We start from the raw sequence: 15,730 nt of genomic DNA, 5'->3' as shown, positions 1-15,730 counted from the left end.
TTGTTTTTACTAAACGTCTTGAAATCTTCGCACTTTCCTGTTGCGTTCTATTTGAGGAATCTGTCCTTGATGGGAGGAATTGATGTTCAGGCATTTCAAGGCGGCGGCTGTCGCTGTGACAATTGGTGTGCTCGCCGGTAGCGGCTTTGCCGCCGACACGCGGCAGATCGAAACCTATGATAATGCCGATTTTTATGGTTTCGACCTGCGGGCGGAAAAAGAGGTCACGCTCGACCGCTGCAAGGCCATGTGTCTTGCCGACGACGATTGCCGGGCCTTCACCTACAACACCAATGCGCAGTGGTGTTTTCTCAAATCGGATTTCAACCGACTGGATTCGTTCGACGGCGCCATCGCCGGAAAGGTCGTCTCCACCACCTCGGCGCCTGACATCGGTGCGCCACCCAAACTCGGGTTTCTCCCGGGCGGCCTGTATTCAGAAGCGGCGCGGCTGAAAACCAGTCTTGTCAACCGGCCGGATGCTGAAACCGGCTTGCTGGCGACAGTTGCCGCGGGGCGCAGCGCACTTTCGGCAGGGGACGACGGGGGGGCGATCGATCATTTCAGCCGCGCACTCGCAATCGATCCCACGGACGCCGGACTTTGGCTGGACCTTTCCAACGCCACCATCAACTACCTGATCCGCTCCAACCGCAGCGACTACCAGCTGCAGCGCACCGCGACATCGGCAGCCCTCAACGGCTACGAGATTTCGCGCGATACGCAAACCCGCGCCACAGCACTCGACCTTTTGGCAAAGGCGCTTGAGCAACGCCAGCAGTACCGGCCAGCGCTTGAGGCCTACAAGGAGAGCCTGTCGCTGGTCGATTCACGGCGCGTGAGGGCGGACTTCCAGGACCTCAGGGCGCGCAGGGGCTTTCGTGTCATCGAACATCAGGTCGATGCCGACAGCGCGTCAGCGCGTCTTTGCGTGCACTTTTCGGATCCGCTGGCTGCGGCCGGCGTTGACTATGCGTCTTACGTTACGATCGACGGGCGCGCCGCCGACAATGTGGTTGCGAGAGACCGGGAAATCTGCGCCGACGGTCTGGCACACGGAAAAAACTACCGGCTGACACTGAGGGCCGGGCTGCCGGCAGAGGTCGGCGAAGTCCTAGAGGCGCCGGTTACCATCAACGCCTATATCCGCGACCGGTCGCCGACGGTGCGTTTCGATGGCGACCGTTTCGTCCTGCCCGGCGCCGGGCGCAAGGGTGTTCCGGTGGTCAGCGTCAATGCTGACGCTGTTGCGATCGAGCTTTACCGGATCGGCAGCCGCTCGCTGGCCGCCGTGATGGCACAGTCGCAGTTTTTGCGGCAGCTTGATGCCTATGATGCCGACCGTATTCGCGACGAGCTGGGTGAGCTCGTCTGGCAGGGCGAGCTGCAGACCCAGAACGAACTCAACCGCGAAACCACGACCAGTTTTCCCATCGACGAGGCGGTGCCGGAACGAAAACCGGGTGTTTACGTGATGACGGCACGGGTCGCGGGTGAGCGGCTCGACAGTTGGCGCAGCCGTGCGACCCAGTGGCTGGTGGTTTCCGATATCGGCCTTTCGACTTTTTCCGGCAGCGGGGGGCTTCATGTCTTTGCCCGATCGCTCGATTCGGCAAAACCGGCACCCAGGGTCAGCCTGACCTTGCTTGCGCGCAACAACGAGGTGCTCGGGCAGTCGACCACGGATGAAAACGGGCGCGCCGACTTTGCCGCCGGTCTGGTGCGCGGCAAACACGGGCGCGAACCGGCAATTGTCACCGCAGACAGCGGGGATGGCGATTTCGTCTTCCTGGATCTGTCACGCGCCGGCTTCGATCTTTCCGACCGAGGCGTGACCGGACGAGCGTCGCCCGGACCGCTCGATCTATTTGCCTGGATGGACCGGGGTATTTACCGGGCAGGTGAAACGGCGCATCTCGCTGCCATCATACGCGATGATGAAGCCATGGCCGTTGCCAATCTGCCGCTGACCTTCGTCGTGCTGCGGCCGGACGGCAAGGAAGAGCAGCGTGTGGTGCGCACCGGCGGAACCGCCGGCGGCTACGAGCTTGATCTCGATCTGCCGGCCAACGCCATGCACGGATCGTGGACCGTCAGGACATTTGCCGATCCGAAGGGTTCCCATTTGAGCGAAACCCGCTTTCTGGTCGAGGATTTCAGACCCGACCGCATTGAATTCGAACTGGAACTGCCAAGAAATCAGCTGGTGGCGGGTGTGGCGGAAAAGGCGGGGATCGATGGCCGTTTCCTCTATGGCGCACCGGCAGCCGGTCTTGCCGTGGAAGCCGAGTTGAAACTGAAGTCTGTGCGCGATCGTGCGGATTTCCCGGGATTTGTTTTCGGGCTTGCGGATGAGACGCCGGTTGAATCGCAGTTCGACGTGGGTGCCGTACAAAACCTTGATGACAGTGGGCGCGGCACAATCGATATCGATCTTCAGGCACTGCCCGCAACGACCCATCCGCTGCAGGCGGATCTGACTGTTCGCGTTCGCGAGGGCGGCGGCCGCGCCGTCGAGCGCACGGGCGTCATGGCCGTCAAACCAGAGGGAATGATGATCGGCATCAAACCCGAATTCGAAGACGGGCTGGTCGGGGAAAATGCGGCGGCAAGCTTCCAGATCATTGCCGCCGGCCCCGATGGCCGGGCCATGGCTGCAAACGGATTAAAGTGGACACTGCTTCGCATTGAGCGCGATTATCAGTGGTATCGCGAAGGCAATTCCTGGCGCTACGAGCCGGTCGAATATACCAAGCAGGTCAATAACGGCGTTATTGCCGTGACGGACAAATCTCCGGCGGAAATCAGCGTTGCCGTCGATTGGGGCCGTTACCGACTCAAGGTAGAGACGGCCGAAACGGGCGGACCGGCGACCAGCACGGAGTTCAATGCCGGCTGGTATGTCAGCACCGCCTCGACCGAAACGCCGGACGGTCTTGAGGTTGCGCTCGACCGCGAGCAATATGCGGCGGGCGATACAGCCAAACTGCAGATTTCGCCGCGTTTTTCCGGCGAAGCCCTGATTACCGTTTCCAGCGACCGCCTCTATGAGGTCCTGACGGCGCCGGTGCCTGAGGGCGGAACCGTCATTGATATTCCGGTAAAGGGCGACTGGGGCGCCGGGGCCTATGTCACGGCAACGCTGATCCGTCCCGGCAGCGATGCGGAAAGCCGAATGCCGTCGCGTGCCGTCGGCATCAAATGGCTGTCGATCAGCCCGCAGGACCGGGCGCTTGATGTGGCGCTGGATGTGCCTGAAAGAATCCAGCCCAATTCGACGCTGAACATACCGGTTACGGTTTCGGGCGCAGGTGCCGGCGAGGAGGCACGCATTACGCTCGCTGCCGTGGATGTCGGCATCCTGAACTTGACTTCCTTCACCGCGCCGGATCCTGAAAACTGGTATTTCGGACAGCGGCGCATGGGGGTTGAGATCCGCGATCTCTACGGACGTCTGATCGATGGATCGCAGGGAATATCGGGCCGGTTGCGCACCGGTGGCGATGGGCCGCAGGCGCAGATAAAGGGAAGCCCGCCGCGGGAAAAGCTGGTGTCGCTTTATTCCGGCATCGTTACTCTGGATGACGAGGGCAAGGCCGTCGTGTCCTTCGACATTCCCCAGTTCAACGGAACCCTGAAGCTGATGGCCGTCGCCTGGACGAAGAGCGGTGTCGGCCATGGCGAAAAGGATGTCATTGTCCGCGACCCGGTGGTGGTCACGGCCAGCCTGCCGAAGTTCCTGGCGCCGGAAGATACTTCGCAGTTGCGGTTCGATATCGCCAATGCGGACGGTCCTGCTGGCACCTATGAGGTCTTGCTGCAGACCGGAGATGAAATCTCGCTCGAAGGCAACGGCATTCCCGAAACGCTTGAGCTTGAGAAGGGCAAGAGCGCGGTGCTGTCTGTCGACGTCAAGGCAGACCGGCCAGGAATCGCCGATATCGTGTTGCGGTTGTCCGGTCCCGGCGGGGTCGCGGTCGAAAATGCGCAATCGCTGCAAATCCGTCCTGCGACTTTGCCCGTTACAACCCGCATGGAGCTGCCGCTTGCCGCCAATGGCGGGTCGGCGATCATCGACAGCGAACTGATTGCCGCCCACTATGTAGACGGCGCCAGCGTCAGTATCGATGTGTCGCGGTCGGATTTTGACGTGCCGGGCCTTCTCATGTCGCTCGACCGTTATCCCTATGGCTGCGCCGAGCAGACGACCAGCCGTGCGCTGCCGCTGCTTTATCTGAGCGAATTCGACGCGCCGGCATCGCTTCTGGAGGATCCGGACCTGCGCAACCGCGTGCAAAAGGCGGTGGCGCGTGTCCTTTCCTACCAATCCGCAGAAGGCAGTTTCGGTCTTTGGGGGCCGGGTGGCGGCGATCTGTGGCTTGATGCCTATGTGGCGGACTTCCTGACCCGCGCACGGGAGAAGGACTATGATGTTCCGCAACAGTCGATGCGTATCGCGCTCGACAACCTGCAGAATATTCTGTCCTACACAACCGATGTTGCCGACAATGGTGACGGCATCGCCTATGCGCTTTACGTGCTTGCACGCAACAAGCGGGCCTCGGCCGGCGATCTTCGCTACTATTCCGATGCACAGCTGGATGCCTTCCGCACGCCGCTGGCGCGGGCGCAGATCGCTGCGGCGCTGGCGCTCTACGGTGACGCGGAACGGGCGCAACGGGCGTTCGGCTCCTCCTACAGGCTCGCAAACAGCGCTCAGATCGATCCGAGAAGGACCGATTACGGTTCGGTGTTGCGTGACGATGCGGCCATGCTTGCGCTGGCCGGAGAGAGCCGGCCGGTTTCGCCACTGGTGGGCGACATGATCAAACTGGTCTCAGAACGCCAGACGGTCACGCCGGCAAGGACCACGCAGGAGCAGGCATGGATGCTCCTGGCGGCGCGGGCGGTTCAGGAAACAGGCAGCGCGCTGAAATTGCGCGTGGATGGTGAAGCGGTGGATGGTGCCATCAGCCGTAGCATATCGGGCGCCCATCTTGCGCGGCATCCGATCCGCGTCGAAAACAATGGCGCCGAGCCGATCACCGCCTATGTGACGACCGTTGCGGCCCCGATACAGCCACCGGAGGCCGGTGGAAACGGGTTTACAATCGCCCGCAGCTATCACGATCTGGATGGCAAGGAGGTTTCGGTCGATACGGTTTCTCAGAACCAGCGTTTCGTCGTCGTGCTTTCCATTCAGCAGACCAATGCGCTGCCGTCGCGCATCGTCGTTACGGATCTGCTTCCAGCCGGTCTCGAAATCGACAATCCGCGCCTTGTTGACAGTGCCGCGCTCTCCGGCTTTTCATGGCTTGGCGAAACGGCTCCGGCTCACACCGAGTTCCGCGACGACCGCTTCGTGGCCGCTTTCGAGACATCGAGCGGCAGCAATGATCCGATCACGGTTGCCTATGTCGTTCGAGCTGTCGTTCCGGGCGTGTACACCCATCCGGCAGCGCAGGTTGAGGACATGTACCGGCCGGAATATGCGGCGCGAACCGCATCGCGATGGATGATGGTCAAAACCGGAGGACGGTAATGTCACGCGGCGGCCGGATAGCGGTTGCGTCAGGTTGCGTGGCAGTCTTTGCCGCGCTTGTTGTGGTGCTTGCGCTCGTTCTTGACCGGTCGTTTCCGCCGCCGCTTCCAAATAGCCGTTCGCTTTCCGTCGAGGTCACCGATCGCGACGGAGCTCTGCTTCGCGTTTTTGCCACCGAAGAGGGGCGCTGGCGGCTGAAGCCCCGGCTTGACGCCGTCGATCCGGATTTTCTGGCGCTTTTGATCGCTTATGAGGACAAGCGTTTCGCGACGCATCGCGGCGTCGACCCGCTGGCGATGATGCGGGCGCTCGGGCAGATGATAACCAATGGCCGCATTGTTTCGGGTGGTTCGACCATCACCATGCAGCTTGCGCGGCTTCTGGAGCCACGGCCCTCTCGCACGCTCGATGCAAAGCTGCTGCAAATTGCGCGGGCGGTTCAGCTTGAGCGGCAGCTTAGCAAGGATGAAATCCTGGAATGGTACCTGACGCTCGCACCCTATGGCGGCAATCTGGAAGGTATCAGGGCGGCCAGTCTTGCCTATTTCGGCAAGGAGCCGGCATCGTTGGACCTGCAGCAGGCGTCTCTCCTTGTTGCCTTGCCGCAATCGCCTGAAACCCGGCGCCCCGACCGCAACGAACAAGCGGCGCGGCAATCCAGCCTCAGGGTGCTGGCGCGGGCGGCGGAAAAAGACCTGATCGACCCGGCTGAAATCGAGCGGGTTGCCGGGCTCGACTTTCTCGTCAGGCGCCGGCCACTGCCGGCTTTTGCAGCCCATCTGGCGCAGCGCGCGCGCGCCGGCAATCCTGAACGGCTGTTGCATCAGACCACGCTGTTAAGAGACGTACAGGCCAATCTGGAATCGGTGGCGAAGGAAGCCGCAGAGCGGCTTCAGCAACGCCTGTCCATAGCCATTGTCATGGCCGACAGCCGTGATGGGTTCATACTCGCCCAGGTGGGCTCCGCGGGGTATTTCGACAGCCGCCGCGCCGGCTGGATCGATATGAGCCTTGCGTCAAGGTCGCCCGGATCGACCCTAAAACCGTTTATCTACGGTCTTGCGTTTGAAGAAGGGCTGGTGTTGCCCGAAACGCTGATTTCGGACAGGCCCGCGAATTTTTCAGGATACCGGCCACGCAATTTCGATATGCAGTTTCAAGGCGATGTCAGCATCCGGCATGCGCTGCAGATGTCGTTGAATGTCCCGGCAATCAGGTTGCTGGGAGCGGTAGGGCCGGCAAGGCTTGCTTCGCTGCTGCGTCGCGGTGGAATGCGCTACCGTCTGCCGGCAACCGACCGTCCCGGCCTTTCCATAGGCCTTGGCGGTATCGGCACGACGCTCGTTGATCTTGTCCAGCTCTATAGTGGCCTGGTGGCCATAGATGGCCGGTCCGTCATGCTGTCAAACGGGGTCGATGCGCAGTCCGTCCGATCGGGTAACGGACCTCTTCTGCAGAGCGTCGCACGCTGGCACGTGCGCGATATCCTGCGCGGTGTTGTTGCCCCGGTCGGTTCGCCGCGGCTGGAAATTGCCTACAAGACGGGCACCAGTTATGGCTACCGGGACGCCTGGTCCGTCGGTTTTGATGGCCGCTACGTTATTGGTGTCTGGATTGGCCGGCCCGATAACAGCGCGGTGCCGGGACTCACGGGCCGCTCAGCTGCCGCTCCGGTTCTGTTCGAGGCCTTTGCGCGATCGGGAAAAGCCATCGAACCGTTCAATGCGCCGCCATCGGGCGCCGTGCGCTTGGCCCGTGCCGATCTTCCCCAATCCATGCGGCGCTTTTTGACATTTGAAGAGCGTTTCGAGCGTTCAACCAGCGGCGAGACGGCTCCACAGATTGCCTATCCGCCGAGTGGCGCACGCATCGCGCTCAGCCGCACATCCGGAGAGGCTTTTTTGCCTCTGGTTGTCAAGCTGCAGGGTGGCCGCCCGCCGTTCCGCTGGCTGGCCAATGGAAAGCCGGTGGACAGCGTTGTGCGTCAGCGCAAGTGGCAGTGGTCGCCCGACGGCCGCGGCAGCGCAAGCCTCTCGGTCATCGATGCGGCGGGCCGCACGGCCAACGTCGACATCATTGTCGAATAGCTATTTGCTTTTAACGGATTTGTAGACCGCCTGATCGGCATGCCCGTCGGGTGTCATATTGTTGCGGGCCTGGTAGTCGCGAATAACTGCCCGCATCTCCAGGCCGACGCGGCCGTCGGTACGGGGAACCGGGTAGCCTGCCGCCTGCATTCTTTTCTGCATGTCGATCCGCTCGGCCTTGTTCAGCGGCTTTTCGACATTCCAGTTGCCAGCCAGTGGTGATGCGCGGTTCGCTATCCTGTCCGCCAGATGGCCGACCGAAAGGGCATAGGCATCGGAGAAATTATAGGATTTGAGCACCATGAAATTGTTCGTCGCGAGAAAGGCGAGGCCTTCGATGCCGCTTGGAAAAAGAAGTGTCGCCGACCCTCTGTCGGGAAGGTTGCCGCCATCCATGCGGACGACGCCGCGCTTGACCCAATTGCGGTAGGTATCATCAGCCTTGGTCAGGTCCAGTCCTTTTGGCAGGTTTACCTGATAGCCCCAGCGCGCTCCGGTTTTCCAGCCGTTGCCCTTGAGGTAATTGGCAGCCGACGCGAGTGCGTCCGGTTTGCTGCCCCATAGGTCCCGCTTGCCGTCGCCATTGTGATCGACAGCATATTTCAGGAAACTCGATGGCATGAACTGCGTGTGACCGACTGCACCGGCCCAGGAACCGCGCATATGCTTCCGGCTGAGTTTTTCCTGCTGGAGAACCAGAAGGGCGTTGATGAATTCCTTTTGAAAATAGTCGCCGCGATAGCCGACATAGGCAAGTGTTGCCAGCGAGCGAAGCGTGTCGCTGTTGCCGATATAGCCGCCGTAATTGGTTTCCATGCCCCAGATTGCCAGGAGCACATACCGGTCGACGCCGTATTTCTTTTCTATGGCGGATAGTGTCCGGGCATATTTTTTTGCCATCGCCTGACCGGACTGTATACGGGCAGCCGTTACACGTTTTTCGACGTATTGACCGATGGAGCGTTTGAATTCGGGCTGGCTTTTGGTGAATTTGATGATTTTGTTGTTGGGTTGCAGACCGGCAGTCGCCGCTTCGAAGGTCTCCCATTCAACGCCAGCGGCCGCGGCGTCGGGATAAAGCGAATCGACAAAATTCCTGAAACTCGGTTTCGCCTGGACCTGCAGCGGCGCTGGAAACAGCATCACGATTACGGCGAGCGTCAAGCAGATCCACAGTGTCATTTGATTGCTCAGCATGGCCAGAGCATATCAGCAAGGTCGGGGCTGGCAAGGCTGGCCGAAGAAAGGACAGTCTGAATTTGAGCAAAATATTATGGTGTTAGTAGAACAATGATTGGCTTTGCCAGATCGGCAAGAATGACTATGATTGCCGACGATGGGAATTGTCCGTGGTTGGGGACTTTTGGGCATTGGGACAACAGTCCGAAGGCCCGCCAGATGTTTGAAGCCGGTTAAGCTCCGATAGGGCGGATAAAATTGGTGGATGGCAACCGATAGATACGATAGAGCCGGGATATATTTAGCCGGCCAGCCAACCAGGTGACAGCTATGGGGAACTCAGTGAAAACAGCCGCAATAATTGACTTTCTTGAGTCGGTGAATGATCTCGAGTCGCAACCGGATATTATTGACGGGCTCGAATCGGTACTGGATACCTGTGGCTTCGACTATTACGGCGTTATACGCCAACCCAAGGCATCCGAAGATCCGCTCAGCCTTGTTCTGGCCGGACGCTGGCCCGACGGCTGGCCAGCGCGCTACATGCAGAAGAAATATGTGCTGATCGATCCGACGATCCGGTATCTTGGACATGCGCGCAAAGGCTTCAGCTGGGCCGAGGCCATCCCGGCTTTCCAATCGGACCCGCATCGCCGCCGCATGCAACGCATGATGGTCGACGCGCTCAAATTCGGACTAGAGGGCGGCTATATCTTTCCCATACACGGCAGGCGCGGCCTGATGGGCAACCTGTCCGTCGGCGGCAGACAGGTCGATCTCAGCCCCCTGGAAATGACCCTGTTTGACGCGCTGGCAAAAATCGTCTTCTGGCGGTTGCTCGAGCTGTCCGATCCGATCGTCAATGAAGAATTGTCGTCCACGGTCGATGTTCAGCTGACGCGGCGCGAAATGGAAGCACTGAGCTATCTTGCCGATGGAATGACGTCCAACGAGATTGCCTCGGTTTTGAACCTGTCGAACCACACGGTCGACTGGTACATGAACGCACTCCAGATCAAGCTGAAAGCCAAGAACCGGCATCACGCGGTGGCTATCGCGTTCCGGCTCGGCCTGATTTCGTAACAAAACGCCGCTTGACGACAAGTCGGACCGACCGGACCGTGCGAATTTCGCACGGAACAGGCGGTGCGGCTGTGTGCAAGTGTTACGGAATTGCGGCAAGTTCTTTGCCCGCACTGCTTCATTTTACGCACGAAACGCTCTAATAGGTGCGTCATGCGGCCGCCGCCGCTCTTACGACACCTGTGATATCTGGAGTTTTTTGCCTTGCCGATTTCGAAAATCCTGGTCGCGAACCGATCTGAAATAGCGATCCGAGTGTTTCGCGCAGCCAACGAACTGGGTCTCAAAACGGTCGCCGTGTGGGCCGAAGAAGACAAGCTGGCGCTGCATCGTTTCAAGGCGGATGAATCCTATCAGGTGGGCCGCGGGCCGCATCTGCATGCCGATCTCGGACCGATCGAAAGCTATCTTTCCATCGAGGAAATGATCCGTGTCGCCAAACTGTCCGGCGCGGATGCCATTCACCCGGGTTACGGCCTGCTATCCGAAAGTCCCGAATTCGCCGAAGCCTGCGCCGACAATGGGCTCATATTCATCGGGCCGAAGCCGGAGACGATGCGCCGCCTCGGCAACAAGGTCGCGGCGCGCAATCTGGCGCTCGAAGTCGGTGTGCCGGTGGTTCCGGCAACAGACCCACTGCCGGACGATCCGGCAGAAACCGCCCGCATGGCCCGGGAAATAGGCTATCCGGTGATGCTCAAGGCGTCCTGGGGCGGCGGCGGCCGCGGCATGCGCGTTATCCGCTCCGAGGATGATCTTCAACGGGAAGTCACCGAGGCCAAGCGCGAGGCGCGTGCTGCTTTCGGCAAGGATGAGGTCTATCTGGAAAAGCTGGTCGAACGGGCACGCCACGTCGAGGTCCAGCTGCTTGGCGACACGCACGGCAATGTCGTTCACCTTTTTGAGCGCGACTGTTCCATACAGCGGCGCAATCAGAAAGTCGTCGAACGCGCACCAGCGCCCTATCTCGACGATGCGCAACGGGCCGATCTTGCAGCCCATGCGATCAGGATCGGTGAGGCCACCGATTATATCGGAGCGGGAACCGTCGAATTCCTGATGGATGCCGACACGGGCGCTCCCTACTTTATCGAGGTTAATCCCCGGATCCAGGTCGAGCACACGGTTACCGAAGAGGTGACCGGCATCGACATCGTCAAGGCGCAGATCCATATTCTCGACGGCCATGCCATCGGCACCGAGCAGTCGGGCGTGCCGGCGCAGGAGAATATCCGGCTCAACGGGCATGCGCTACAGTGCCGCATCACGACGGAAGATCCGGAGCAGAATTTCATACCCGATTACGGGCGCATAACCGCCTATCGCGGCGCGACCGGCTTCGGCATCCGGCTCGATGGCGGCACGGCCTATTCGGGTGCGGTTATCACGCGCTTTTATGATCCGCTGCTTGAAAAGGTGACCGCCTGGGCGCCGACGCCGGAAGAGGCGATTGACCGCATGGACCGGGCCCTGCGCGAGTTCCGCATACGCGGGGTGGCAACCAATCTGACCTTCCTCGAAGCGATCATCGGACACCCGCATTTCCGCGACAACAGCTATACGACCAAATTCATCGACAACACGCCGGAACTGTTTGCGCAGGTCCGGCGCAAGGACCGGGCGACACGCCTTTTGACCTATCTCGCCGATGTGACAGTCAACGGCCACCCGGAAACCCGGGACAGGATCAAGCCTGCCGAAGACGTCAGCGCTCCCGCTGTTCCGCCCATTGGCGGCGCCATCCCGGACGGCACCAAGCAGAAACTCGATGAACTGGGCCCGAAGAAATTCGGTGAATGGATGCGTAATGAAAGCCGTGTCCTTTTGACCGACACGACAATGCGCGACGGTCATCAATCGCTGCTTGCGACACGCATGCGTACCTATGATATTGCCCGCATTGCAGGCACCTATGCACGGGCGTTGCCGAACCTTCTGTCCCTGGAATGCTGGGGTGGAGCCACCTTCGACGTCTCCATGCGGTTTTTGACGGAGGATCCGTGGGAGCGCCTGTCGCAGGTCCGCGAGGGTGCGCCGAACCTTCTTCTGCAGATGCTGCTGCGCGGCGCCAACGGTGTCGGCTACACCAATTACCCGGACAATGTCGTCAAGCACTTCGTCCGCCAGGCAGCGGCCGGCGGCATCGATTTGTTCCGCGTTTTCGACTGTCTTAACTGGGTCGACAACATGCGGGTCTCAATGGATGCGGTGTGCGAGGAAGACAAGTTGTGCGAAGCAACGATCTGCTATACCGGCGACATCCTCAATTCGGCGCGGCCGAAATACGACCTCAAATATTATACGGAGCTTGCACGCGAGCTGGCCGATGCCGGCGCGCATATCATTGCGCTCAAGGATATGGCCGGCCTTTTGAAGCCCGCTGCGGCAACACAGCTCTTCACGGCGCTGCGCGATGCAACAGACCTTCCGATCCATTTCCACACGCATGACACGTCCGGCATTTCAGCCGCGACTGTGCTTGCGGCAGTGGATGCCGGCGTCGATGCGGTGGATGCCGCGATGGATGCGCTTTCGGGCAACACGTCGCAGCCTTGCCTCGGCTCAATCGTTGAGGCGCTGCGTGGCGGCGAGCGCGATCCGGGGCTCGATCCTGAATGGATTCGCCGCATCTCCTTCTACTGGGAAGCGGTGCGCGCGCAATATGTTGCCTTCGAAAGCGATCTGAAGGGGCCGGCATCGGAAGTCTATTTGCACGAAATGCCGGGCGGCCAGTTCACCAACCTCAAGGAACAGGCGCGCTCGCTCGGTCTTGAAACCCGCTGGCACGAGGTGGCGCAGGCCTATGCCGACGCCAACCAGATGTTCGGCGATATCGTCAAGGTGACGCCATCGTCCAAGGTAGTGGGCGACATGGCGCTGATGATGGTATCGCAGGACCTTTCGGTGGAAGACGTCGAAGACCCGAAGCGTGACGTGTCCTTCCCGGATTCGGTTGTTTCGATGATGCGCGGCGATCTCGGCCAGTCGCCGGGCGGCTGGCCCGCGGGGCTGCAGAAAAAAGTGCTGAAGGGCGAAAAGGCCTATACCGACCGTCCGGGCTCGCTCCTGGAGGAGGCCGACCTCGAGGCCGAACGCAAGGCGATCGAAAAGACCATCGACCGGAAGGTCAACGAGTTCGAGTTTGCGTCTTACCTCATGTATCCGAAGGTCTTTACCGACTACGCCATGGCGCGACGGACCTACGGCCCGGTTTCAACCCTGCCGACGCCGTCCTATTTCTACGGCCTGCCTGCAGGCAACGAGCTGTTCGTCGACCTTGAAAAAGGCAAGACGCTGGTCATCCGGAACCTTGCGGTCGGCGAACCGAACGAAAAGGGCATGGTCACGGTGTTCTTCGAACTCAACGGCCAACCGCGGCGCATCAAGGTGCCGGACCGTGCCCACGGCGCATCGGCGGCGGCGCAGCGCAGAAAGGCCGAGGCCGGAAACGACGCACATGTCGGCGCGCCGATGCCGGGCGTGGTGTCGACAATCGCTGTCGCGGCCGGGCAGGAGGTGCAGGCCGGCGACGTTCTGCTTTCCATCGAGGCAATGAAGATGGAAACCGCCATCCATGCGGAAGAAGATGGCGTAATCTCGGAAGTTCTCGTCAAGGCCGGCGATCAGATCGACGCCAAGGACCTTCTGGTGGTCTACGCCTGACACCGTTCAGGCGGCCAATAGTTTAGGGAGCATCGGCGGATGCGGGCAGCGGTTTCGGCAATGTTCCTGATGAACGGCTTCGTGGTCGGAAGCTGGGCACCGCTGGTTCCCGAGCTTGCCGGCCGTCATGGCCTGTCTGAGGGGCAGGTCGGCATGATGATCCTGGCGCTTGGATTCGGATCGCTGCTTATCATGCCGGTCTCCGGTGCGCTCATCGCGAGGATCGGTGCGCTGCCTGTGCTGCGCGTCACCTGCATATTGTGTTCCTTCGCCCTGCTGCCGGTGGTCCTTGCGCCCGGTGTCGCAATCCTTGCGGCGGTGCTTTTCATCTTTGGCGGCATCATCGGTTCCATGGATATCGCGATGAATGCCAATGCCGTGGTAGTCGAGCGGCGGCGCAAACGCGCCATCATGTCATCGTGCCACGGTTTCTGGAGCCTTGGCGGTCTTGTCGGCGCGGCTTCCGGCGGATTGCTGATCGACCGGTTCGGCACATTCGAGCAGGTGGGGATCGTGACCGTTATCGCCCTGCTCGTCGCGTTGTATTTTCAATCGCGACTGGCGCCCGACCTGCCGGTCGCTGCCGAAACCAAGCCGAAATTCCAGCTGACGCTTGCTCCTATGCCCTATGTGGTAGGGCTTGTCGCCCTGTTTTCGATGGTTCCGGAAGGCGCGATACTCGACTGGGGCGCGCTTTATCTGCGGCAGGACCTTGGCGCGGACGTCACCTATTCCGGCCTTGCCTTCGGCGCGGTGGCGGCGACGATGGCGCTCATGCGGTTTGCCGGCGATGCGGTGCGCCAGCGTCTCGGCGCCGTTGCGACCATCCGCTATTCGGCGATTGTCGCTGCCGTTGGACTGGTGCTGGCGGCAACGGCCAGCGGACCGTCGATGGCGATTGCCGGATTTGCGCTTTCGGGTCTCGGGATTGCCAATCTGGTGCCCGTCGCGCTTTCGGCCGCCGGAAACCTTCCGGGACTGCCCGCAGGCGTCGGTATCAGCATCGCGACCTGCATGGGCTATTCGGGAATTCTGCTGGCGCCGGCGCTGATCGGCTTTGTCGCCGAGTATAACGGTTTTTCGGTCGCGTTTATGGGGCTAGCGGCGCTGTTTGGCGTTGTCCTTTTGCTTTCTTCCGTCGCACGTCACGCGGATATCGGTGCGGAGGAAGCGGCACCTGCCGGAGAATAGGCCCGCTCTACTGCCGCAGGGTCAGTGCGCCGGGCAGGATTTCGAAAGTCGCTTTCAGATATCCCGGCGATTCGCCGTCTATATCGAGCGGGACTTTTCCGCCGCGATCATCAACAACCTCGGCGGTCACATGGCGGCCGGTGCGGGCGATGATCATCGGATGATCCATATGGGCGCCGCGGTAGACCTGCGTCATGTCCTTTATCAGGGTCAGTTTCGAGCCGCCACGCAGAATGATGATCTCGAATTCGCCGCTATGCAGCGAGGCGTATGGTGCGACGCGCATGCCGCCGCCGAAATACTGACCATTGGCAATGGCCGCCATCGTCGTATCGACCGTCAGTTCCTCCCTTTCATCGATGACCAACCGCAGCATTTTGCTGCGGTGCCGCAGCAGCGCGCCGAGTGTGGCGATGTAATAGGCTGCTTTGCCGGGCAGCAGACCGGTCATCCGTTCGGCGTTGACCGCCCGGTCGACCTCACCGGATAGGCCCATACTGGCAATGTTGATGAACAGCCGCCTGGCGGTTTTTCCATCATTGTTGGTATAGGTGACGCGTCCAAGATCGATGCGCCGCTCCTTGCCCGATGCGATATCGGCGACCGCATCGTGCCCGTCATTTCGGGTCGCAAGGCTGCGGGCAAAATCAGCCCCTGTTCCGGCACTGATAGCGGCGAATGCGCATCCCTCCCTGACATTGGCGCCGTCATCCATGAAACCGTTGACGACCTCGCTGACCGTGCCGTCGCCGCCGACCGCGATAATAAGGTTTGCGCCCCGATCCAGAGCGGTGCTTGCAAGTCTGGTGGCATCGCCGTTGCCGGTGGTGAATGCATGGTCGAAAGGCCCAATCCCGCGGGCAAGCCTGTTGGAAATCTCCGGCCAGCGCCGGCCGGTGCGGCCGCTTCCCGCGCGCGGATTGATGATGACAAACGTGTTCATGGAATGCGCGCCGGCAGGTGATGCTCACCGATCCTTCCTGTG

The 15,730-nt window shown here is 60.7% G+C and carries 7 protein-coding genes; 5 read left to right on the top strand and 2 right to left on the bottom strand.

Going from position 1 to position 15,730, the window contains the following annotated elements:
• Positions 1-82 precede the first annotated feature (82 nt).
• Entirely contained in the window at positions 83-5,542 is a 5,460-nt protein-coding gene (locus tag ABVT35_RS24375) for an MG2 domain-containing protein (RefSeq protein ID WP_368470111.1), read from the top strand.
• On the top strand, positions 5,542-7,629 hold the full coding sequence (pbpC, locus tag ABVT35_RS24370) for a penicillin-binding protein 1C (protein ID WP_368470110.1): 2,088 nt from the start codon (positions 5,542-5,544) through the stop codon (positions 7,627-7,629). Before ABVT35_RS24375 ends, pbpC begins: the two co-directional genes overlap by 1 nt.
• Here pbpC and ABVT35_RS24365 read toward each other — a convergent pair whose 3' ends face one another.
• Entirely contained in the window at positions 7,630-8,811 is a 1,182-nt protein-coding gene (locus tag ABVT35_RS24365; RefSeq protein ID WP_368470109.1) for a lytic murein transglycosylase, read from the bottom strand.
• Positions 8,812-9,138: 327 nt separating this feature from the next.
• Here ABVT35_RS24365 and ABVT35_RS24360 point away from each other — a divergent pair, with 327 nt between their 5' ends.
• From ABVT35_RS24360 to ABVT35_RS24350, 3 genes are all read left to right on the top strand, one after another.
• On the top strand, positions 9,139-9,891 hold the full coding sequence (locus tag ABVT35_RS24360; protein ID WP_368470107.1) for a LuxR family transcriptional regulator: 753 nt from the start codon (positions 9,139-9,141) through the stop codon (positions 9,889-9,891).
• Positions 9,892-10,095: 204 nt separating this feature from the next.
• Positions 10,096-13,554 carry a pyruvate carboxylase gene (pyc, locus tag ABVT35_RS24355; RefSeq protein ID WP_368470106.1) on the top strand — a complete coding sequence of 1,153 codons (3,459 nt, stop codon included), beginning with the start codon at positions 10,096-10,098 and terminating at the stop codon, positions 13,552-13,554.
• A gap of 39 nt (positions 13,555-13,593) precedes the next feature.
• Complete coding sequence (locus tag ABVT35_RS24350; protein ID WP_368470105.1) at positions 13,594-14,745, top strand: MFS transporter; 1,152 nt, start codon at positions 13,594-13,596, stop codon at positions 14,743-14,745.
• A gap of 7 nt (positions 14,746-14,752) precedes the next feature.
• On the opposite strand, the gene ABVT35_RS24345 is transcribed toward ABVT35_RS24350, so the two are convergent.
• Complete coding sequence (locus ABVT35_RS24345) at positions 14,753-15,688, bottom strand: diacylglycerol kinase family protein (protein ID WP_368470102.1); 936 nt, start codon at positions 15,686-15,688, stop codon at positions 14,753-14,755.
• Positions 15,689-15,730: the final 42 nt, after the last annotated feature.

Origin of the sequence: Hoeflea sp. TYP-13 (genome assembly GCF_040932035.1) — a bacterium.
In the GTDB taxonomy this organism is placed as follows: domain Bacteria; phylum Pseudomonadota; class Alphaproteobacteria; order Rhizobiales; family Rhizobiaceae; genus Hoeflea_A.
Note: the sequence above shows the minus strand (reverse complement) of the source record. Positions and strands in the feature narration are given on the sequence as shown.

Excerpts from the sequence above, each read along its gene's own strand:
- ABVT35_RS24350 (WP_368470105.1), top strand. The coding sequence starts at position 13,594 with ATGCGGGCAGCGGTTTCGGCAATGTTCCTGATGAACGGCTTCGTGGTC.
- pbpC (WP_368470110.1), top strand. The coding sequence starts at position 5,542 with ATGTCACGCGGCGGCCGGATAGCGGTTGCGTCAGGTTGCGTGGCAGTC.
- ABVT35_RS24360 (WP_368470107.1), top strand. The coding sequence starts at position 9,139 with ATGGGGAACTCAGTGAAAACAGCCGCAATAATTGACTTTCTTGAGTCG.
- ABVT35_RS24365 (WP_368470109.1), bottom strand. The coding sequence starts at position 8,811 with ATGACACTGTGGATCTGCTTGACGCTCGCCGTAATCGTGATGCTGTTT.
- ABVT35_RS24345 (WP_368470102.1), bottom strand. The coding sequence starts at position 15,688 with ATGAACACGTTTGTCATCATCAATCCGCGCGCGGGAAGCGGCCGCACC.
- ABVT35_RS24375 (WP_368470111.1), top strand. The coding sequence starts at position 83 with ATGTTCAGGCATTTCAAGGCGGCGGCTGTCGCTGTGACAATTGGTGTG.